The organism is Dactylosporangium sp. NPDC049140, assembly GCF_040648435.1.
Window position 1 is genome coordinate 1 of the sequence record NZ_JBEZDS010000095.1, and the last position, 18733, is coordinate 18733.

An 18733-nucleotide genomic window follows, 5' to 3' on the forward strand; every position below is an offset into this window, starting at 1 on the left:
AACTGCAACGCCGAGACACCCTCGGCCGAGTCGAGCTTCGTCAGGTTCGCACCGGAACCCCAGAACCACGGCAGGAACTGGAAACTGCCCTCCTCGGTCCCGATCGCCGAGAACGTGATGCCCTTCTTCCCCGCCGCCTTCACCTTCGTCAACGCCGCCGTCAACGACGCCCAGTCCTTCACCCCGGCCGGATCGACCCCGGCCGCCGTCAGCACCGCCTTGTTGTAGTACAGGGCCAGCGTGTTCGCCCCGATCGGGATGCCGTACGTCTTGCCGCCGGACTGCCCGGCGGCGAGGAGGTTGGGCTCGACCGCGGAGGTGTCGACCTTCATCTCCGCGGTGGTGGTGAGCACGCCGGCGTCGGCGAGCGTCGAGACCACCGGGTTGTCGACGATGAGCACGTCGGGGGAGTTGCCCTGCTGGGCGGCCAGCAGGGCCTTGTTGGTCAGGTCGGACGTGTCGTAGCCGGTGCGCTTGACGGTCACGCCGGCGTCGGTGCCGCACTTCTGCAGCAGTTTGACCCAGTCCGCGCTGTCGTCGAACTGCGGATACGGGTCCCAGATCGTGTAGGTGCCGCCGCTGCCGGACGATCCGCTGGCGGCGTCGTCGGTACCGCCGGAGGTGGAGCAGCCGGCGGCCAGGCAAGCGGACATGACGACGGCGGCCGCGGCCTTCAGCCGGCGCCGGGGGGACACTGTCATGGCGGTTTCCTCAAAGGGTTTGGGGTGTTGGAGGAAAGCTCGGAAAACGATTGCCTTGAAACTAGGAGGGGCTTGTTCCCGTGTCAAGGCGCCGTTACAGTCACACCTCAAGGAAATTCGGAAACTCCCACGGCAACTGGAGGACCCCCTGAGCAACGTTGTCCGGCCGGCCACGATCAGCGAGGTGGCGGCCTTAGCCGGGGTCTCGACCGGGACGGCGTCGAAGGCGCTCAACGGTCGCGGGTCGCTGCGCGCCGAGACCCGCCAGCGCGTCCAGCAGGCCGCCGACCAGCTCGGCTTCGTCGCCAACGCGGCCGCCCGGGGCCTGCAGGCCGGGCGCACCTACACCGTCGGCATGATCACCACCGACAGTATCGGCCGGTTCAGCATCCCGCTCATGATCGGCGCCGAGGACGCCCTCGGCGCGGGCCAGGTCTCGGTCCTGCTGTGCGACGCCCGCGACGACTCGATCCGGGAGCAGTACTACCTGCGCACCCTGCTGAGCCGGAAGGTCGACGGCATCATCGTCACCGGCCGTCGCACCCAGGCCCGCCCGCCGATCGCGGCCGAGCTGGCGGTGCCGGTCGTGTACGCGTTCATCAGCTCCGCGAACCCGGCCGACTGCTCGGTCGTACCGGACGAGGCCGACGGCGCCCGCCGCGCAGTGCGGCACCTGCTGGCCATCGGCCGCCGGCGCATCGCGCACGTCACCGGCCCCGAGCGCCACCACTCGGCCCGGGTCCGGGCCCAGGCGACCGTGCAGACCCTGGAGACGCTCGGCCTCGACCTGGCCACGCCGACCCTGCACGGCGAGTGGAGCGAGGCCTGGGGCCGCCAGGCCGCCGGCATCCTGCTCTCCGCCGGCGCCGACATCGACGCCGTGTTCTGCGGCAGCGACCAGATCGCCCGCGGCGTCGCCGAAGCGCTGCGCGAGGCGGGCCGCACCATCCCGGGCGACGTGGCCCTGGTCGGCTTCGACAACTGGGACGTCATGGTCGAGGGCTGCCGCCCGCAGCTCACGAGCGTGGACATGGACCTGGAGGGCATCGGCCGCACCGCGGCGGAGCTGCTCCTGGCCGCGATCAACGGCGAGCCGGTCTCCGGCCAGCGCGCCCTGCCCTGCCGCCTGGTGCCGCGCGCCTCGACGGAGGTCGCCGCCCACCAGCCGTAGAGTGCCGGGCATGCGCATGTTGCACCTCGGCCTGCGGGTGACCGATCTGGAGCGCTCGATCGCCTTCTACACCGCGGTCGGCTTCGCCGTGATCGGGAGCGTCCCCGATACGGCCTTCGGAAGCCTGACCATGCTGCAGCTGCCGGGCGACCCGTTCGTCAGCCTCGAGCTCGTCCACGACCCCGCGCGGCCCGTCCGCGACATCAGTGCCGTCAACCACCTCGTCATCCAGGTCGACGACCTGGGCGCGACGATCGCCGGCCTCGCGGGCCGGGGCGTGACGGCCGAGCCGCCGACGGACCCGGCACCGGGCATGCGGCTCGCCTGGCTGACCGACCCCGACGGCTACCGGATCGAGCTCGTCCAGTGGCCGCCCGGCCACCCGGCGGGCATGACCGCGGCCGACCTCACATAGAGCGTCAGGCGTCAGCCTCGAGCGCGAAGGTGTTGCCGTCCGGGTCCTGGAACCACGCGATCCGCCCGCCGCCGGCCCGGGCCGTGATCCCCTTGGCGTCGTGCTCGAACTGCTCGTAGCGGACCATCGCCACCCCGGCCGCGGCAAGCTCGTCGACGACGTGATCGAGGTCGTCGACGTACCAGGTGGCGAGCGTCGCCGCGGTCCGGCCGGCGGTGGCCGACTGGTAGACGTTGAGCGCCGGCCCGCCGCCGGAGGCGTAGACCCGGCTGCCGTCGGGGATGTGGGCGCTGGGGCCGGACTGCACGTGCTGGAGCCCGAGCCGGCCTTCGTAGAACGCGACCGCGCGCCGGATGTCGGACACGGCGATCGAGGTTCTGACGGGGTACGCGTTCAGCGGCATGCCACCCACGCTATCGGCGGTGACGAGTGGCGGTGCGGTATTGGCCGGTCGGCACTGCCGGCGGCATCGGCACCGGCCGTAGCGTCGCCGGGCATGTGGCTGCAACGATTCGGCGCCTCCTGTGGCGTCCTGCTCGGCCTGACCATCGCCCTGCCCGGCGCGGTCGAGGCCTTCACCGGTGAGACCGCCGCGACCGGGCTCGTCCTCGGGCTCGGCACGGCCCTGGCGGCCCCGGCCGCCACCGCGCTCTACCTGCACCAGCGCGAGAAGGCCGGGCGCTTCGGCGCGGCCGCGTACGCCGTGCACCTGCTCGGGCTCGGGCTGTTCACCGGGGTCGCGTTCGCGCTCAACGTCGTGCTCTTCTACCTCGACCCGGCCGCCGTGGCCGCGCTCAAGGCCGGGCCGACCGGGCCGGCGCTGCTCGGCTGTGCCGGGGTGTTCGTGCTCGGCACGCTGCTGTTCGGCGTGTCCCTGCTGCGGGCCGGGGTCTTCCCGCGGCTGCCCAGCGCCGGGTACGGGCTCGCGCTGACGCTCCTCGCGGCGCTCGCCCCGCTCGACGACACCCCGTGGACGAGCCTCGTCCACGTCGTCGCCGGGGCGTCCGTGACCTGGCTGTCGCTCGTCGCGCTCCCGGCGGCGCGCGCCGTGCAAGTAGCCTGACGCCATGCCCATCCGCTGGGTGCCCTTCGTGCTGTGCGGGGCCGTGCTCGCCGCCGGCCTGGCCGCGCACCCGTCGGCCGGGTTCGTGGCCGGGGTGCTCGGCGTGGCCGTCGTCGAGGCGCTGGACCGGCGGCACCGGGGCTGGCTGATCGCCCGCCTGGCGCTGCTCGCGCTCGTGGCGCCGTTCGACCCCGGCGGGCTCACCGCGGCGCTGTTCATCACCGTGCCGTTCGCCGCGTACTTCACCGTCGGCCGCCGCACCGCGATCGCGCTCGGGGCCGGCGGTGCGGCGGCGCTCGCGGCCGGGTACGCGCTGACCGGCCGCGGCGAGGTGTCCGACCTCGTGATGTACGCCGTCGGGCTGACGCTCGCCCTCACCGCCGCGGCCGTGGCGGTGGGGGAGATGGACGCCCGGGCCCAGCTCGAGCGGGCCGTGGCCGGGATCGCCGAGCTGTCCGCGGAGCGCGAGCGCAACCGGCTCGCCCGCGACATCCACGACAGCCTCGGGCACCACCTGACCGCGATCGCCGTGCAGCTGGAGAAGGCCGAGGCGTTCCGCGACCGCGACCCGGCCGCGGCCGGGCGGGCCGTCGCCGATGCGCGCTGGTCGGCGAAGGAGGCCCTGGCCGAGGTCCGCGACTCGGTCCGGGCGCTGCGCGACGCGACCCCGTCGCTGCACGACCTCGCGCGGCACGCCCACGACGTCACCGTCGACGTCGCCGGCGACGAGGAGGCGCTCGCCCCGGCGGTCCGACTCGCCGTCTACCGGGCGGCCCAGGAGGCCCTCACGAACGCCCGCCGGCACGGCAACGCCCGCGCCGTGTCCGTGGTCGCCGATTTCCGCGACGGTACCGCGCGACTCACGGTCACCGACGACGGCCGCGGACTGCCCGAGGTGCCCGGCATCGGCTTCGGCCTGCGGGGCATGCGCGAACGGGTGGAGCAGCTCGGCGGCACGGTCGTCGTGGACCCCGCCGACCCCGGCGTGCGGGTCCGGGTGACGATTCCCGCATGAAAGACGCGGTGCGGGTGCTCGTCGTCGACGACCAGCAGCTCGTGCGCGACGGCATCGCCTCGCTGTTGAGCATCCAGCCCGGCATCGAGGTCGTCGGCACCGCCGCCGGCGGCGAGGAGGCCCTCGCGCGCGCGGCCGACCTGGCGCCCGACGTGGTCCTGATGGACGTGCGGATGCCGGGCCTCGACGGCGTGGAGGCGACCCGGGCCCTGCGCCGCGACCACCCGGCCTGCCGCGTCGTCATGCTCACCACGTTCGACGACGACCAGTACGTCGCGCTCGCGCTGCGGGCCGGCGCGGACGGCTACCTGCTCAAGGACCTCGGCGCGGCCGAGCTCGCCGACGCCGTGCGCCTCGTCCACCGCGGGGTCGCCCAGCTCGACCCCGCCGTCGCCCACCGCCTCGCCGCCGCCCGCCCGGCCGAGGACCCGGCCGAGCTGACCGGCCGCGAGCTGGAGATCCTGCGCCTCGTGGCCACGGGCGCCACGAACCGCGAGATCGCCGGGCGGATGTTCCTCAGCGAGGGCACCGTGAAGAACCACGTCTCGCGCATCCTGACCCGCCTCGGCCTGCGTGACCGGACCCAGGCGGCGGTGTACGCCCGGGACCGCGGCCTACTGCCCTAGACCCTTCCGGAGCAGCTCCAGCCACGCGGCCGGCTGGTCGAGGTGGGCGTCGTGGCCCGCGTCGCGGATCACCGCGTAGCCGGCGTCCGGGCGCAGCTCGCGCATGCGCTCGTCCTCGGCCGCCGGGCACGTCCCGCGCGCGCCCCGCACCAGCAGCGTCGGCGCCGTGATCGAGCGCCACTCGTCCCAGCGCGCCGCGACCGCGACCGGCTCGATCGCCGCCTGCATGACGTCGGCGTCGAACCGCGGCCGGAGGCCGTCCCCGGTCGCGTCGAGGTCCGCGGCCCACGCCCGGGCGGTGGCGGTACCGCCGAGGAAGGCCTCCGCCGCGTCGCGGTCCGCGAACGGCACCGGCCACGCGGCGAACCAGCGGCCCAGCCGCGCCGGATAGTCGTCGCCCGGCTCGGCGCCGCCGACGCCCGCCTCCAGCATCACGAGGCGGTCGACGAGGTGCGGGTACCACGCGGCCAGCAGCATCGCCGTGTGCCCGCCCATCGACTGCCCGGCCACGGCGACCGGCCCGCCGCCGAGGAGCTCCCCGATGACCGCGGCGGCGTCGGCCGCGAAGGCGCGCCGGGACAGGTCCGCGGGGCGGCGGGTGCTGCGGCCGTGGCCGCGCTGGTCGGGCACCACGACGCGGCAGCGGGGGAGCAGGGCCGCCGCGGCCGGCCGCAGCTCCTCGGCCGAGCCGGCCAGCCCGTGCAGCAGCAGGACCGGCGGGCCCCCGGCCGGGCCGCCGGCGAGACAGGACAGCGTGACGTCGTCCCGGCGCAGTTCGATGCGTTCCACCGAACAATGATCACTCGTCGCACAACCTGCTCAATGTCCGCACCGACGAGGGGCTCACGCTCGTCGTCGACGGGCGCACCGCTCCGGCCGCACCGGGTACATCGACGTCGGCTGCCACTACTACGCGGGCGACCTGGACTACGCGGAGCTCGACGCGCGTTGACCCAGCTGTGGACGACTACCTGACGAGGATCGGCGCCGCCCGGCCGCCGCGCGCGGACCTGGCGGCGCTGCGCACGCTGCAGCGGGCGCACCTGGGCACCGTACCGTTCGAGAACCTGAGCATCGGGCTGGGCGAGACGGTCCGGCTCGACGACGAGGGCCTGCTCGACAAGATCGTGGGGCGCCGCCGGGGCGGCTTCTGCTACGAGGTCAACGGCGCGTTCGCGCTGCTGCTGCGCGACCTCGGCTACGAGGTGACGCTGCACTCGGCGCGGACCTGGAACGGCAAGCGGTACGGCTTCCCGTTCGACCACCTCGTGCTGCGCGTGCCGGTGGACGGTGTGCCGTGGCTGGTCGACGTCGGCTTCGGCCGCTTCGCGCACCACCCGCTGCGGCTGGACGACACCGTGCCGCAGGACGACCCCGGCGGCGTGTTCGGCGTCGCGCCGCACGGCGACGAGCTCGACGTCACCGGGCCGGACGGGCCCGAGTACCGCATCGACCCCCGCCCCTACGCGCTGGGCGACTTCGGGCCGACGTGCTGGTACCACCAGACGTCGCCGGAGTCGAACTTCACCCGCTCGCTGACCTGCTCGCGGCTCACCGACGACGGCGGCCGGCTCACGCTCGCGAAGGACCGGCTGATCCGGACCGGCGCCGGCGGGCGCGAGGAGCGCACGCTCACCGGGGCCGAGGCGCTGGAGGCGTACCGCACCGGCTTCGGCATCGTCCTCAGCCGGGTTCCGGCCCCGAAGTTCCCGGCGTGACGAGCCCGGTCTCGTAGGCGACCACGATCGCCTGGGCCCGGTCCCGCAGCCGCAGCTTGGACAGGATCCGGGCGACGTGCGTCTTCACCGTGGCGTCGGAGAGGTACAGGCTCCCGGCCAGCTCGGCGTTGCTCAGCCCGCGGGCCAGCAGGGTCAGCACCTCGACCTCGCGGGGCGTCAGCGTCGACAGGTCGCGGTGCAGGGTGGCGGTGCGGGCGTCGCGGGTCGCGTAGCGCTCGATGAGCCGGCGGGTGATCGCCGGGGCGAGCAGCGCGTCGCCGGCCCGCACCAGCCGCACGGACGCGACGAGCTGCTCGGGGCTGACGTCCTTGAGCAGGAACCCGGACGCCCCGGCGGACAGGGCCGCGTACACGTACCGGTCCAGGTCGAACGTGGTGAGGATGACGACCCGCGGCGCGGTGGCCGAGTCGGCCTCGAGGATGCGGCGGGTCGCCTCGAGGCCGTCCATCTCCGGCATCCGTACGTCCATGAGCACCACGTCCGGCACCGTGCGCCGGACCGCCTCGACGGCCTCGGCGCCGTTGGCCGCCTCGGCCACGACGTCGATGCCGTCGGCGGTGAGGATCATCCGGAACCCGGTGCGCACCAGGGCCTGGTCGTCGGCGATGACGACCCGCAGCGGCGTGGTCAAGCGTTCTCCTCGGGCGGCAGGGGGATCTCGGCCACGAGGCGGAAACCGCCCGTCGGACGCGGGCCGGCGGTGAGCGTACCGCCGTAGACCGACACGCGTTCGCGCAGCCCGGCCAGGCCGCGCCCGCTGCCCCGGGCGCCCGGCGCCGGCTCGCCCCCGGTGTCGGCGACGTCGATGTGCAGCACCCGGCCGTTCGCGGAGACCACGATGTCGACCCCGGCGCCCGCCGCGTGCTTGACCGCGTTCGTCAGCGCCTCCTGCACCACGCGGTAGGCGGCCAGCCCGATCCCGGGCGGCACGTCGGGGGCGGCGATGGCGAGGGTGACCGGCACCCCGGTCTCGCGCACCCGGGCGACGAGCGTCTCCACCTGGTCCAGGCCCGGCTGCGGGGCCAGGTCGGCGCCGTCGGCGTCGACGGTGAGCAGCCCGATCGCCTGCCGCAGCTCGGTCAGCGCGGCCCGGCCCCCGGCCTCGACCGCCAGCAGCGCCTCCTTGGCCTGGTCCGGCCGCGCGTCCATGACCTTGCGGGCGGCGCCGGCCTGCACGACCATCACGCTCACGTTGTGGGTGACGACGTCGTGCAGCTCGCGGGCGAGCCGGGCCCGCTCGCGGTCGACGGCCAGCTGGGTCGCGACCGCCTGCTCCCGCTCGGCGGTGCGGGCCCGCACCCGCCAGCTGTGGATGGCGTTCGCGGCCAGGCCCACCGAGGAGAACATCAGGAACAGCAGCAGGCCCTGCGGCAGGTCCGGCAGGTCGTCGCGCAGCTCGCTCACGGCGATCGCGGCCGCGACGACGACGCTGGCCAGGGCGAGGTTGCGGTACCGGGAGTACATCGGGGCGCTGTAGGCGGCGACCAGGGACGCGACGACGGTCCACGTCGGGTCGGCGTCCATGCGGTACACCCGGAACGCGCACAGGGCGATGACGAGGAACGACGCCAGCGGGTAGCGGCGCCGGGTGGCCAGCGGCAGGGCGGTGAGCGCGGCGACGATGAGCAGCGGGCCGGCCGGCTCGTCGTCCTCCGGCAGGGGCACCATCAGCGGCCGGTCCGGGTCCGGCGGAATGAACTGGCGACCGTCGTCCGGGGTGCCCGGCTCCGGCGCGAAGGGCGGCCCCACCGGCCGGTCGAACGGCCCGTAGACGACCATCGGCCCGTCCTGGCCCGAGTAGTTGTGCTCGGCGGCGCCGTTGACCGCGCCGAGCGCGAGCAGGACCGCGAGGATGATGTCGGCGGTCCAGGCCCACGGGGTCAGCCGGTTCTGCCCGGGCGTCTCCACGCGGAGCCAGGCCACCAAGGCCCGCCATCCGAGGGCGGGCTGTTCCCGGAGTCTCACCCGCCCAGTCTCGCCGACGGCCGGCCGGGCGCGCGTCGGGACCCGTGCGTACATCGCAGGGATGACGCCGGCGGACGTACGCCGTGCGGCCGAGCGCAAACCCGCACGGGGGCCGACGTGGTCGTGCCCGTTTCGCCCATAGCGTCCTCGGCATGACCGAATCGGATGTGCTCATCGAGTTCGACGACGTGACCAAGCAGTACGAGGGCGCGACCGCGGCCCTGTCCGGCCTCAGCCTGCGGGTGCGGCGCGGGGAGGCCCTCGCGGTGCTGGGGCCCTCCGGCAGCGGCAAGTCGACGCTGCTCAACCTGATCGCGGGGCTGGACAAGCCGACGAGCGGCACGGTGAGCGTCGACGGGGTGCGGGTCGACCGGCTGTCGGAGGCGCAGTCGGCGCAGTACCGCCGCACCCGCATCGGCATGGTCTTCCAGTTCTTCAACCTGCTCGACGACCTCACCGTGCTCGACAACGTCCTGCTGCCGGCCCAGCTGTCCGGCACGCCCCGGGCCAAGGCGCTGCAGCGGGGGCAGGAGCTGCTGGAGTACCTCGGCGTCGCCCGCCACGCGAAGGCCTTCCCGGGCCGGCTCTCCGGCGGCGAGCGGCAGCGGGTCGCGGTCGCCCGGGCGCTGATGAACCGGCCGCCGCTGCTGCTGGCCGACGAGCCCACCGGCGCCCTGGACACGGCCTCCGGCCAGGAGGTGCGCCACCTGCTCACCGAGCTCAACCGCGACGGCCAGACCCTGCTGCTCGTCACCCACGACCTGGCGCTGGCCGAGGCCTGCGCGACCCGCACCATCTCGCTCGTCGACGGCCGGCTCGCCACGGGGGTGGCGGCATGAGCGCCGGGCTCGGTGGTGTGGTTCGCTCGGGCGTCGGCCGGCGCCGGGTGCAGACCGTCGTCATGACGCTGACGACGCTGCTGGCGGTGACCGCGTCCGTGCTCGCCGTCGGGCTGCTCGTCGCCTCCTCCGAGCCGTTCGGCCGCGCCTTCGACCGCCAGCACGGCGCCCACCTCGCCGCCCAGTTCGACGCGGCCAAGGTGAGCGCCGACCAGCTCGCCGCCACCCGGCAGGCGGCCGGCGTGACCGAGTCCGGCGGGCCGTACCCCACGGCCGACCTCGCGCCGATCATCGTCTCCAGCAAGGCGGGGATCCCGGTGGGCGCCGAGCTGCCCTCGACCACGCTCGTCGGGCGCCCCGACGCGGGCACCGGCCTCGACCGGCTCGAGCTGACCGCCGGCCGCTACGCCACCGCCAAGGACGAGATCGTCTGGTCCGGTGGCGACGGGCCGTTCGAGGTCGGCGACAAGCTGCGCTTCGACGGCGCGCCGGGCAAGCCGACGCTGACCGTTGTCGGCCTGGCCCGCTCGGTCGGCCGGACCGGCACGGCGTGGGTGCTGCCGGCGACCGTCACGGCCATGACGCCGGAGGGCAGGGGCGGCTTCCAGATGGTGTACCGCTTCAGCAAGGCCGCCACCGAGGCCGACCTCAACGCCGGCAAGGACGCGGTCGCGGCCACGGTGCCGGCCGGCGCGCTGCAGGGCAGCACCTCCTACCTGTCGGTGAAGAGCGACACCGAGCGGATCGCCGCCACCTTCGCCCCGTTCGTCATCGCGTTCGGGGTGCTCGGCCTGGTCATGTCGGTGCTCATCATCGGCATCGTGGTCAGCGGCGCGGTCGGCTCGGCCACCCGGCGCATCGGCATCCTCAAGGCCCTCGGCTACAGCCCGGCCCAGGTCGCCCGCGCCTACGTCATGCAGGCGCTGATCCCGGCCGTCATCGGGGCGATCCTCGGGGCCGGCCTGGGCAACCTCGCGGCCGTGCCGATCCTCAACGACGAGGGCCAGGCGTTCGGCACCGGCGTCAACGCGCTGGACTGGTGGGTGTCGATCGTCGTACCGCTCGCGGCCCTGGCCGCGGTCGCGCTCACCGCGTTCGTGCCGGCGCTGCGGGCCGGGCGGCTGCGCACCGTGGACGCCCTCGCCGTCGGGCGGACGCCGTCGCTGGGCCGCGGCCGGGCCGCCCGCCAGGTGCTGGGCCGCTTGTCGCTGCCCCGGTCGGTGAGCCTGGGCCTGGCCAACCCCTTCACCCGCCCCGGCCGCTCGGCGACGATCGCCGCCGCGGTCGCGTTGGGCGCGCTCGGCGTCACGTTCGGCCTGGGCCTGGCGATGTCCGTCGACGCGGTGCAGGCCGCGATGAACAAGCGCACCGCCGGCGACGTCGAGGCGGGCGTCGGCGGCCCGCGCGGGCCCGGCGAGCAGCATGACTCCGCCAAGGCGGACGAGGCCGCGGTCGAGGCGGCGATCAAGGCGCAGCCGGGCACCGACAAGTACTTCTCCGAGCAGTACGGCGAGGTCACGGTGGCCGGGCTGACCGGCGTGAGCGAGGTACTCGCGTTCGACGGCGACTCCTCCTGGGCCAGCTACGAGATGATCGAGGGCCGCTGGTTCTCGGCCCCCGGCGAGGCGGTCGTGCCCAGCGCGATGCTCGACGCGGCCGGGGTGAAGATCGGCGACACGCTGACCGTGACCAGCAACGGCAAGTCGGCGAAGGTCACGATCGTCGGGGAGGCGCTCGACCTCAGCTCCGACGGCCGCCGGGTGATCACCGACGCGCGCTCGCTGGCCGGCCTGGAGCTCGACGGCGACCGCGGCGGCAAGCAGTTCGAGATCCTGCTCAAGGACGGCACGAACCTGCAGCAGTACACCGCGCAGCTCAACCAGGCCCTGGGCGACAAGGGCCACGCCGAGATCAACGTCGGCGAGATCAGCCAGACCGTCGTCGTCATCGACACCCTCGCCGGGACGCTCACCCTGATGCTCGTCGCCGTGGCCGGCCTCGGCGTGCTCAACACCGTGGTGCTCGACACCCGCGAGCGCGTGCACGAGCTGGGCGTGTTCAAGGCGCTCGGGATGGCGCCGCGGCAGACCGTGGCGATGGTCCTCACGTCCGTCGCGGGCCTCGGCCTCGTGGCCGGCCTCGTCGGCGTGCCGCTCGGGATCGCGCTGCACGACTGGGTCCTGCCGCAGATGGCCCACGCGGCCGGGACGCGCTTCCCGGCGCACATCATCGAGGTGTACTCCCTGAAGGTCCTCGTCCCGCTGGCGTTCGGCGGCCTCGTCATCGCCCTGGCCGGGGCCCTGCTGCCGGCGGGCTGGGCGGCCCGCACCAGCACCGCGCGGGCGCTGCGCACCGAGTAAACACCCGGTCTAGTAGGTTGGCCGGCATGGAGTTGCAGCGCAGACGCCGCTCGTTCGGCCTTGCTCTCCTCGTCGCCGTGTTCGCCGTCGCTGCCCTGGCCTGCGCCTGGGGCAGCGACAACGGCGCCGGCCGGCTGATCCTGGCCGCCGGCGGCGTCTTCGGGCTGGTCGTGAGCGCGGTCATGGTGCGCGACGAGCTGCGCCCGTTCCGCTTCACCATCGGCCCGGACGGCGTCACCACCACCCGCGACGGCCTCGTCGCGTGGTCCGCGATCGAGCGCGTGGTCCTCGACGAGCCGGTCCCGCCCGCGATGTCCGGCCCGCACCTGATCCTGCAGCCCGGCGACCGGGTCGTGCTCAAGCTCCAGGACGTCAAGCAGTCCCAGGCCGAGATCGTGGCGGCCCTGCAGCGGCACGCCGGCGACCGCTTCGACAACCGCATCGCCCGCCGCGGCGCCGACCCCGCGTTCCTCACGGTCCTGCGCGGCTACGATCCCGGCCGCATCGACAACCTGGTCCGCCGGGCCAAGGACGCGCTGCTGTCCGGCGACCCGGCCGAGCGCGCCGAGGTGCGGGCCGCCCTCGAGCACCCGGAGCTGCTGGTCGTCGTGCGCGGCTACGACCGGGCCCAGGTCGAGGCCTACCTGCACAAGCTGGCCGCCCGCCTCGGCCCCGACCGCTAGGGGGAGGACGTTGCCGGAGCCCACCGTCATGGCGTGGCTGGACGGGGAGCGGGAGGCGTGGTGGTCGCGGGCCGGGGCGCTCGAGCACGGGCTGGAGGAGCCCGACTGGGACCGGGCGGCGACCGGCGCCAACACGCTCAACAGCCTGACCCTGCCGCAGGTGTCGTGGCTCATCGCGAAGGGGCCCGACGCCTCGGCCCGCGCGCTGATCGCGGACCCGCCGCAGCTGCGCAGCCGGCAGCGGATCGACCTGGGCCGGGTCGCGGTCGCGCGGTTCGAGCTGGATGCGCTCGCGCTCGCCCTCAGCGAGGCCGGTGGCAGCGCGGACCGGCTCGGCGTGCTGGTGCTGCCGTTCCGGGGACCGGAGCCGGCCCCGCTGGTCGCGGGGTGGCTGCGGCACCTCGGCTCGGCGCGGCAGTGGGCCCGCCTGTGGCTGCAGCGGCACCCGGAGGCGGCGGCGTGGGCGCTGATCCCGGCCGCGGCCGGGCGCCCCGGACGGGCCCGGCAGCAGGCCGAGGACGCGCTGCGCCACCTGGCCGCGGCCGGGCACGCGCCGCTCGTGTTCAAGATCGCCGACGAGCTCGGGGCGGCCGCACCGGCCGCGGTCGCGGCGCTGCTGCCCGCCGGGTCCGCGGCGGCGCCACCGGGCGATGACCTGTTCACGCTGCTCCCCCCGGGGTCCGCGGAGGCGCGGCGGCCGACCCGGGCCGGGAAGCCCCCGGCGTGGGCGCGCCCGGAGCGGCTGCCGGAGCTCCGCTCGGCCGCGGGCCCGCCGCTGCCGCCGGAGGAGGTCGCCCGGCTGGTCGACGCGCTGACCTGGTCGCGCCTGGCGGAGCCGCCGGAGCCGGCGCCCGGCGACCCGGACCCGCCCGGCCTCGCCGTGCCCCTGGTCGTCGAGGGGTCGGCGGCCGCGCAGCCGCCGGTGGCGCCGGCCGGGCCGGAGCTGGAGCGGCTGATCGCGGGCGGCGACCCGGCCGGCGTGGCCGAATTCGGGCGGGCGCTGCTGCGGGCGTGGCTCGAGGCCGGCCTGCCGGCGTCGGACGCGTGGGCACTGCTGGCGCAGGCCCACCTCGGCGACGACGCCACGATGGACGAGCTGGCGCCGCTGGTGCGGTCGTGGCCCAGGCAGAGCCGGTACGTCCGCGCCATCGACGGGCACGCGGTGCTGGCCACGGTGGGCACCGACGTGGCGCTGCGGCACCTGCTCGCGATCGAGTCCGGCATGTCGGGCGGCTCGATGAACGAGCGGGCCGGGGTGTACCTCGATCAGGCCGCCGCCCGCCGCGGCCTCAACCGGACCCAGCTGGCCGACCGGCTGGCGGTCACGCACGGGCTGGACACCGGGATCACGCTCGACTACGGGCGGCGCACGTTCACCGTGGTCGCCGACGACCACCTCGCACTGTTCGCCGTGGGCGCGGACGGGCGCCGGCTGGCGCGGCCGCCCAAGCCGGGCGTGAAGGACGCCGACCCGGCCGCGTACCAGCGGTTCCTGCAGCTGCGCAAGGACGTGCGGGCAACCGCCGCGGCCCAGGTGGCGCGCCTGGAACGGGAGATGCTCGAACGCCGGCTCCGGCCGGCCCGCGACGTCGCGGCCGTGCTGCTGCCGCACCCGATCCTGGGCCCGATCGCCCGGCGGCTGCTCTGGGGCGAGTACGGTCCGGGGCGGCGCCTGGTCCGGGCGCTGCGGATCGCCGAGGATGGCAGCTTCGCCGACCTCGACGACGTCACCGCGGACGTCGACGGGGGCGCGGAGCTCGGCCTCGCGCACCCGGCGGAGCTCGGCGAGGACCGGGACGCCTGGGCCCACCTCTTCGCCGACTACGAGATCATGCAGCCGTTCCCGCAGCTGAACCGGCCGGCCGTGGCGCTGGGCGCGGCGGAGCGCGCGGCGACCAGCGTGCCGGGGCGCCGGCCGCTGGCGGCGGAGCGGGTCGCGGGCCTGCTGGCCGGGCGGTGGCGGGGCAACGGCTACGAGCACAAGACCCATCGGCACACCCAGCTGGCGCGCGGCCTGCCCGGCGGGCTGACGCTGCTGGTCGAGCTCGACCCGGGGCTGCCGACGTCGGCCGCCGGCACGACCGGCGAGCAGCGGATCGCCGAGATCTGGGTCGACGACGAGTGGTCGGACCACTGGCAGGGCGCGCGGCGCATCCCGCTGGGCGACTGCGACCCGGTGGCGCTGTCGGAGCGGCTGGTGGAGCTCTACGCGACCGACGGCTGAGCCGCGACCCGGCGGGGCAGGGGCAGCGCGAGCCCGGCCGCGGCCAGGGCGAGCACGGTGAGGATCAGGCCGATCTCGTGGAAGCCGGCGATCGGGCCGACGCTCGCCGCCCGCGCGGCGAGCAGCGAGCCGAGCACGCCGACGCCGATGGACCCGCCGAGGCGCTGGGCGATGTTGAACAGGGTGTTGCCGTCGGCCATCCGCTCGTCCGGCAGCGGCTCCAGCATCACCGACAGCAACGGGGTGATGCCGAAGCCGATCGCGGCCGCGCGGCCGGACAGGATCAGCGCCGTCGCCCACAGGGGCGTGGCCGCGGTGATGAGCAGCAGGCCGGCGCTGGCCACCGCGAGCAGGAGGAACCCGGCGCAGACCAGGGGGCGCACGCCGTAGCGCTCGGCCAGCCGCTGCCCGGCCGCGGTGCCGACGCCGGTGATGAGGCCCTGCGGGAGCAGCGCGACCCCGGTGGCCAGGGCGGTGTGGTGCTGGACGGACTCGGTGAAGACGGGCAGCAGGAAGACCGCGGCGAACGCGACCACCGAGGACAGCACGCTCAGGCCGAGGGCCAGGGCGGACCGGCGGTGGCGCAGCAGCGTGAGGTCGACCGCGGGCTGCTCGGCGCGGCGGGCCCACAGGACGTACAACAGCAGGAGCAGGACGCCCGCGAACAGCGGCACGGCGGCGGGGGCGGCCGACCAGCCCGCCGTGGTGGCGCGGCCGGCGCCGTAGAGCGCGGCGACCAGGCCGGTCGCGAGCAGGGCCAGGCCGATCGGGTCGGGGCGGGCGCGGCCGTCGGCGGGCGCGGCGGCGTCGGCCGGGAGGCGGCGGACGCCCAGCAGGGCGATCACGCCGACGGGCAGGTTGACGAGGAAGATCCAGCGCCAGCCGCCGGCCGCGATGAGCAGGCCGCCGACCGACGGGCCGATCGCGGGGGCCAGGAAGAACAGCAGGCCCGCCGCGAGCGGGATGCGGCGGGCGGCGCCCCGGCCGAGCAGGACGCTCATGGCCAGGGGAACCAGCGGGGCGCCGGTGAGGCCCTGCAACGCCCGCGCCCCGACCAGCGCGGCGACGCCCGGCGCGGCCGCGCACAGCCCGGACGCGGCGACGAAGCCGGCCATGGCGAGGGCGTAGACGCGCATGGTGCCGAAGCGGCGGGCCAGGTACGACGTGGCCGCGAGGCCGGCGGCGAGGGCCAGCAGGTAGCCGCTGACCACCCACTGTGTGTCGGCGAGGCCGGTGTGCAGCTCGGCGGCGATGTCGGGCACCGCCACGTTGACGATCGACGAGTCGACCATCGTGAGCAGCGGCCCGGCGAGCAGGCCGAGCTGCATCAGGCCGCTGAGCTTCACGGCTGCTCCACCATGGCCTCCAGGCGCGCGACCCAGGCCAGCTCCCGCTCGACGCGGCCGGCGAGCTCGGCCACCACGAGGCCGCCCCAGTGGTGGTTGCGCGGGCTGCGCTCGGTCTTCTCGGCGAGCTGGCGCATGTGCGCGGCCTGGTCCCGCAGCGCCGAGGCCCGGGCCGCGAGGACGCGGCGGCGCTCGTCCGGGGTCAGGTGCTCGAACTGCCCGAGCCGGGTGAGGAACTCCGGCTCGTCGCCGGCCTGCTCGGCGGGCAGGTCGGCGAGCATGTCGTGCAGCAGCTCGCGGCCGAGGTCGGTCAGCTCGTAGACGTGCCGCGGCGGCCGGCCCTCCTGCTGCTCGGCGGTCTTGACGACCGCGCCGGCCTCCTCGAAGCGGCGCAGCGCCGGGTAGAGCGTGTTGTTGTGCAGCGCGTACGCCGTCGTCGCGGACACGTTGCGCTTCAGCTCGTAGCCGTGCACGGGCCCGCGCTGCAGGTGGCTGAGGATCACGATGTCCAGGTACACGCCGTCCAGTCTGACATAGGTACAACTGGACGGGCAAGCGCGGCGTTTGACAATTGGCAGGCAAACACCTGCATAATGGAGCCATGGAGCTCGTGTTCAAGGCGCTCGCCGACGAGACCCGCCGCTCGGTGCTCGACCGGCTCCGCGAGCGCAACGGGCAGACCCTCCGGGAGCTGTGCGAGCACCTCGACATGGCCCGCCAGTCGGCGACCCAGCACATCGACATCCTCGTGCGGGCCGGCCTCGTCACCGTCGTGCGGCGGGGGCGGGAGCGCCTGCACTACCTGAATCCGGCGCCTATCCACGACATCGAGCAGCGCTGGATCTCCGGCTTCGACCAGCCCCGCCTGGCCGCGCTCAGCGCGATCCGGCACCAGGCAGAACAGGAGTACGCCATGACGACCGTGCCCACGTACGTGTACGTCACCTACATCCACGCCACCGCCGAGCAGGTGTGGCGGGCCCTCACCGACGCCGACCTGACCGCGCGGTACTGGGGCCACGCCAACGTCTCCGACTGGCAGCCCGGCTCGCCGTGGGAGCACCGGCGCACCGACGGCTCCGGCACGGCCGACGTCGTCGGCACGGTGCTCGAGGCCGAGCCGCCGGCCCGGCTCGTCATCACCTTCGAGGACTCGCCGGAGGAGGACCGCAAGCCCTCGACCGTCACCTTCCTCGTCGAGCCGCACCAGGACATCGTCCGGCTCACCGTCACCCACGAGCGGCTGGCGAACCTCGACATGTACCGCGGCATCTCGCAGGGCTGGCCGGCGGTGCTGGCCAACCTCAAGTCGCTGCTGGAGACCGGCGAGGTGCTGCCCCAGGCACCGTGGGAGATGGGCCACGCGCATGCCTGAGACCTTCGACCCGGCCCCGATGCGCGGCGCCTACGCCGCGCTGCTCGACGTCGTCCCGAGCCCCGGGCCGCCGCCGCCCGGCGAGTGGGGCGCCGGGCGGATCCTCGCCCACGTCAGCCTGGTCACCGCGGCGACCGTCGCGGCCGTGAACGCGGTGGGGTCGGGGGCGATCTCGACGTACGACAACCGCCTCGCCCAGGACGCGTGGACCCTCGACCGCATCGCCGGGCTCGCCGGCGGCCTCGACGGGCTGCGCGGGCGCATCCGCGCGCAGGGCGAGGCGCTGGGCCTGCTCGCGGCGGCGCTGAGCCCGGCCGAGCTGGCCACGCCGGTGCCGGCGCTGCTGCTGTCCAACGGAGCCTGCCTGGTCGACGCGCCGCTGACGGTCGCCGACATCCTCGCCGGTCTCACGGACGTGGAGCTGCCGGGGCACGCGAAACAGCTGCTATAACCAGCCGCGCTGGGCCGCCTTCAGGCCGGCCTCGAAGCGGCTGCGGGCGCCGAGGCGCTCCATCAGCTCGGCCACCATGCGGCGGGCCGTGCGCGCCGAGACCCCCAGGGCCTTGGCCGTCGTCTCGTCGGTGAGGCCCTCGCCGAGCATCCGCAGGAGCTGGCGCTGCTGCTCGTTCAGGCCGTGCGCGTCCGCCTCGGGGCCGGCCGCGAACGGCGCCGCCGCCGTCCAGGCCAGCTCGAACAGCGCGACCAGGGCGGCGATCACGCCTGCCCCGGCCAGCTGCACGGCCCCGCGGCGGGTGTCGCCCGGCTCCAGTGGCAGCAGCGCGACCTGCCGGTCCACCAGCACCATGCGGGTCGGCAGGGTCGGCGCGGTGCGCACCGCGCTGCCGGCGCTCACGAGCCAGCGGGCGTACTCGGTGGTCGGCGGGTCCTGGTGCGCGGACGACTCGTACATCGTGCGCAGCGTGACCCCGCGGCGCAGCGCCGCGTCGTCGAGCACGCGGCTGGCGGCGAGGCTCGCCCGGGACTGCCCGCCGCCTGGCCTGAACGACAGGCACTCCGCGCGGGCGTGGGCGGCCAGCCGCTCCAGGCGGGTCTGGACCTCGTCGAGGCCGTGGAGGTGCTCCACGCCCGGCCGGGACGAGTCCGGCCGGGCCCCGGCGCAGACGCTGGGGGCGGGGTTCACGCTGGTCCGCCGCGAGTACATGACCGCGATCGGCCCCGTCGACCTGCTCTGCCGCAACGGCGAGGGCGCG

General features: G+C 75.2%; 20 protein-coding genes and 1 pseudogene. 13 read left to right on the forward strand and 8 right to left on the reverse strand.

Annotated features, from left to right (window positions below; genetic code table 11):
- The coding region (locus AB0B76_RS57075; RefSeq protein ID WP_360394270.1) for an extracellular solute-binding protein at positions 1-701 on the reverse strand (701 nt) is incomplete at its 3' end.
- 184 nt (positions 702-885) lie between these two features.
- Here AB0B76_RS57075 and AB0B76_RS57080 point away from each other — a divergent pair.
- Positions 886-1872: a LacI family DNA-binding transcriptional regulator gene (locus tag AB0B76_RS57080; protein WP_360394272.1), complete on the forward strand. Its 987-nt coding sequence runs from the start codon at positions 886-888 to the stop codon at positions 1870-1872.
- A 10-nt stretch (positions 1873-1882) separates the two neighbouring features.
- The gene (locus tag AB0B76_RS57085) at positions 1883-2287 is read left to right on the forward strand and encodes a VOC family protein (protein WP_360394274.1); all 405 of its coding nucleotides are present in this window, start codon (positions 1883-1885) and stop codon (positions 2285-2287) included.
- A gap of 4 nt (positions 2288-2291) precedes the next feature.
- On the opposite strand, the gene AB0B76_RS57090 is transcribed toward AB0B76_RS57085, so the two are convergent.
- A complete protein-coding gene (locus AB0B76_RS57090; RefSeq protein ID WP_360394277.1) occupies positions 2292-2690 on the reverse strand; it encodes a VOC family protein in 399 nt (132 codons plus the stop codon).
- Between the two features lie 93 nt (positions 2691-2783).
- Between AB0B76_RS57090 and AB0B76_RS57095 the strand changes: the two genes are divergently transcribed.
- From AB0B76_RS57095 to AB0B76_RS57105, 3 genes are read left to right on the forward strand one after another with little or no spacing between them, the layout of a single operon-like run.
- Complete coding sequence (locus AB0B76_RS57095; RefSeq protein ID WP_360394280.1) at positions 2784-3350, forward strand: hypothetical protein; 567 nt, start codon at positions 2784-2786, stop codon at positions 3348-3350.
- 4 nt (positions 3351-3354) lie between these two features.
- Positions 3355-4365, forward strand: coding sequence for a sensor histidine kinase (locus AB0B76_RS57100; protein WP_360394283.1), 1011 nt, complete (start codon positions 3355-3357; stop codon positions 4363-4365).
- The gene (locus tag AB0B76_RS57105) at positions 4362-4991 is read left to right on the forward strand and encodes a response regulator transcription factor (protein WP_360394285.1); all 630 of its coding nucleotides are present in this window, start codon (positions 4362-4364) and stop codon (positions 4989-4991) included. The genes AB0B76_RS57100 and AB0B76_RS57105 overlap by 4 nt, the downstream gene beginning before the upstream one ends.
- Here AB0B76_RS57105 and AB0B76_RS57110 read toward each other — a convergent pair.
- Positions 4980-5780: an alpha/beta hydrolase gene (locus AB0B76_RS57110; protein ID WP_360394288.1), complete on the reverse strand. Its 801-nt coding sequence runs from the start codon at positions 5778-5780 to the stop codon at positions 4980-4982. The genes AB0B76_RS57105 and AB0B76_RS57110 overlap by 12 nt on opposite strands.
- Before the next feature lie 170 nt (positions 5781-5950).
- On the opposite strand from AB0B76_RS57110, the gene AB0B76_RS57115 reads away from it, so the two are divergent.
- Positions 5951-6709, forward strand: coding sequence for an arylamine N-acetyltransferase (locus tag AB0B76_RS57115; protein ID WP_360394291.1), 759 nt, complete (start codon positions 5951-5953; stop codon positions 6707-6709).
- On the opposite strand, the gene AB0B76_RS57120 is transcribed toward AB0B76_RS57115, so the two are convergent.
- Together AB0B76_RS57120 and AB0B76_RS57125 are read right to left on the reverse strand one after the other, a co-directional pair.
- Positions 6675-7361, reverse strand: a complete 687-nt coding sequence (locus AB0B76_RS57120) for a response regulator transcription factor (RefSeq protein WP_360394294.1) — start codon at positions 7359-7361, stop codon at positions 6675-6677. The genes AB0B76_RS57115 and AB0B76_RS57120 overlap by 35 nt on opposite strands.
- Positions 7358-8695, reverse strand: coding sequence for a sensor histidine kinase (locus AB0B76_RS57125; protein WP_360394297.1), 1338 nt, complete (start codon positions 8693-8695; stop codon positions 7358-7360). The genes AB0B76_RS57120 and AB0B76_RS57125 overlap by 4 nt, the downstream gene beginning before the upstream one ends.
- A gap of 152 nt (positions 8696-8847) precedes the next feature.
- On the opposite strand from AB0B76_RS57125, the gene AB0B76_RS57130 reads away from it, so the two are divergent.
- Genes AB0B76_RS57130 through AB0B76_RS57145 form a run of 4 tightly spaced genes read left to right on the forward strand, consistent with a single transcriptional unit; the run spans position 8848 to position 14801 of the window.
- Entirely contained in the window at positions 8848-9534 is a 687-nt protein-coding gene (locus tag AB0B76_RS57130; RefSeq protein WP_360394299.1) for an ABC transporter ATP-binding protein, read from the forward strand.
- Positions 9531-11894, forward strand: a complete 2364-nt coding sequence (locus tag AB0B76_RS57135; RefSeq protein ID WP_360394302.1) for an FtsX-like permease family protein — start codon at positions 9531-9533, stop codon at positions 11892-11894. The genes AB0B76_RS57130 and AB0B76_RS57135 overlap by 4 nt, the downstream gene beginning before the upstream one ends.
- Positions 11895-11920: 26 nt before the next feature.
- Positions 11921-12577, forward strand: a complete 657-nt coding sequence (locus AB0B76_RS57140) for a hypothetical protein (protein ID WP_360394304.1) — start codon at positions 11921-11923, stop codon at positions 12575-12577.
- A 10-nt stretch (positions 12578-12587) separates the two neighbouring features.
- The gene (locus tag AB0B76_RS57145) at positions 12588-14801 is read left to right on the forward strand and encodes a DUF4132 domain-containing protein (protein WP_360394307.1); all 2214 of its coding nucleotides are present in this window, start codon (positions 12588-12590) and stop codon (positions 14799-14801) included.
- On the opposite strand, the gene AB0B76_RS57150 is transcribed toward AB0B76_RS57145, so the two are convergent.
- Positions 14783-16147, reverse strand: coding sequence for a DHA2 family efflux MFS transporter permease subunit (locus AB0B76_RS57150; protein WP_360394309.1), 1365 nt, complete (start codon positions 16145-16147; stop codon positions 14783-14785). The two genes, AB0B76_RS57145 and AB0B76_RS57150, sit on opposite strands and share 19 nt — an antisense overlap.
- Positions 16144-16665, reverse strand: coding sequence for a PadR family transcriptional regulator (locus AB0B76_RS57155; RefSeq protein ID WP_360394312.1), 522 nt, complete (start codon positions 16663-16665; stop codon positions 16144-16146). Before AB0B76_RS57155 ends, AB0B76_RS57150 begins: the two co-directional genes overlap by 4 nt.
- An 83-nt stretch (positions 16666-16748) precedes the next feature.
- Here AB0B76_RS57155 and AB0B76_RS57160 point away from each other — a divergent pair, with 83 nt between their 5' ends.
- Positions 16749-17522: a metalloregulator ArsR/SmtB family transcription factor gene (locus AB0B76_RS57160; protein ID WP_360394315.1), complete on the forward strand. Its 774-nt coding sequence runs from the start codon at positions 16749-16751 to the stop codon at positions 17520-17522.
- The gene (locus tag AB0B76_RS57165; RefSeq protein ID WP_360394318.1) at positions 17515-17973 is read left to right on the forward strand and encodes a hypothetical protein; all 459 of its coding nucleotides are present in this window, start codon (positions 17515-17517) and stop codon (positions 17971-17973) included. The genes AB0B76_RS57160 and AB0B76_RS57165 overlap by 8 nt, the downstream gene beginning before the upstream one ends.
- On the opposite strand, the gene AB0B76_RS57170 is transcribed toward AB0B76_RS57165, so the two are convergent.
- Positions 17968-18684, reverse strand: coding sequence for a helix-turn-helix transcriptional regulator (locus AB0B76_RS57170; protein ID WP_360394320.1), 717 nt, complete (start codon positions 18682-18684; stop codon positions 17968-17970). The genes AB0B76_RS57165 and AB0B76_RS57170 overlap by 6 nt on opposite strands.
- Here AB0B76_RS57170 and AB0B76_RS57175 point away from each other — a divergent pair.
- Positions 18641-18733: pseudogene (locus tag AB0B76_RS57175) on the forward strand (endonuclease NucS domain-containing protein); the annotation flags it as partial. The gene AB0B76_RS57170 and the pseudogene AB0B76_RS57175 overlap by 44 nt on opposite strands.

Bases quoted from the DNA above. Each gene is read 5' to 3' on its own strand.
- AB0B76_RS57165 (WP_360394318.1), top strand. From the start codon at position 17,515: ATGCCTGAGACCTTCGACCCGGCCCCGATGCGCGGCGCCTACGCCGCG.
- AB0B76_RS57135 (WP_360394302.1), top strand. From the start codon at position 9,531: ATGAGCGCCGGGCTCGGTGGTGTGGTTCGCTCGGGCGTCGGCCGGCGC.
- AB0B76_RS57170 (WP_360394320.1), bottom strand. From the start codon at position 18,684: ATGTACTCGCGGCGGACCAGCGTGAACCCCGCCCCCAGCGTCTGCGCC.
- AB0B76_RS57105 (WP_360394285.1), top strand. From the start codon at position 4,362: ATGAAAGACGCGGTGCGGGTGCTCGTCGTCGACGACCAGCAGCTCGTG.
- AB0B76_RS57160 (WP_360394315.1), top strand. From the start codon at position 16,749: ATGGAGCTCGTGTTCAAGGCGCTCGCCGACGAGACCCGCCGCTCGGTG.
- AB0B76_RS57085 (WP_360394274.1), top strand. From the start codon at position 1,883: ATGCGCATGTTGCACCTCGGCCTGCGGGTGACCGATCTGGAGCGCTCG.
- AB0B76_RS57140 (WP_360394304.1), top strand. From the start codon at position 11,921: ATGGAGTTGCAGCGCAGACGCCGCTCGTTCGGCCTTGCTCTCCTCGTC.
- AB0B76_RS57095 (WP_360394280.1), top strand. From the start codon at position 2,784: ATGTGGCTGCAACGATTCGGCGCCTCCTGTGGCGTCCTGCTCGGCCTG.
- AB0B76_RS57130 (WP_360394299.1), top strand. From the start codon at position 8,848: ATGACCGAATCGGATGTGCTCATCGAGTTCGACGACGTGACCAAGCAG.
- AB0B76_RS57090 (WP_360394277.1), bottom strand. From the start codon at position 2,690: ATGCCGCTGAACGCGTACCCCGTCAGAACCTCGATCGCCGTGTCCGAC.
- AB0B76_RS57100 (WP_360394283.1), top strand. From the start codon at position 3,355: ATGCCCATCCGCTGGGTGCCCTTCGTGCTGTGCGGGGCCGTGCTCGCC.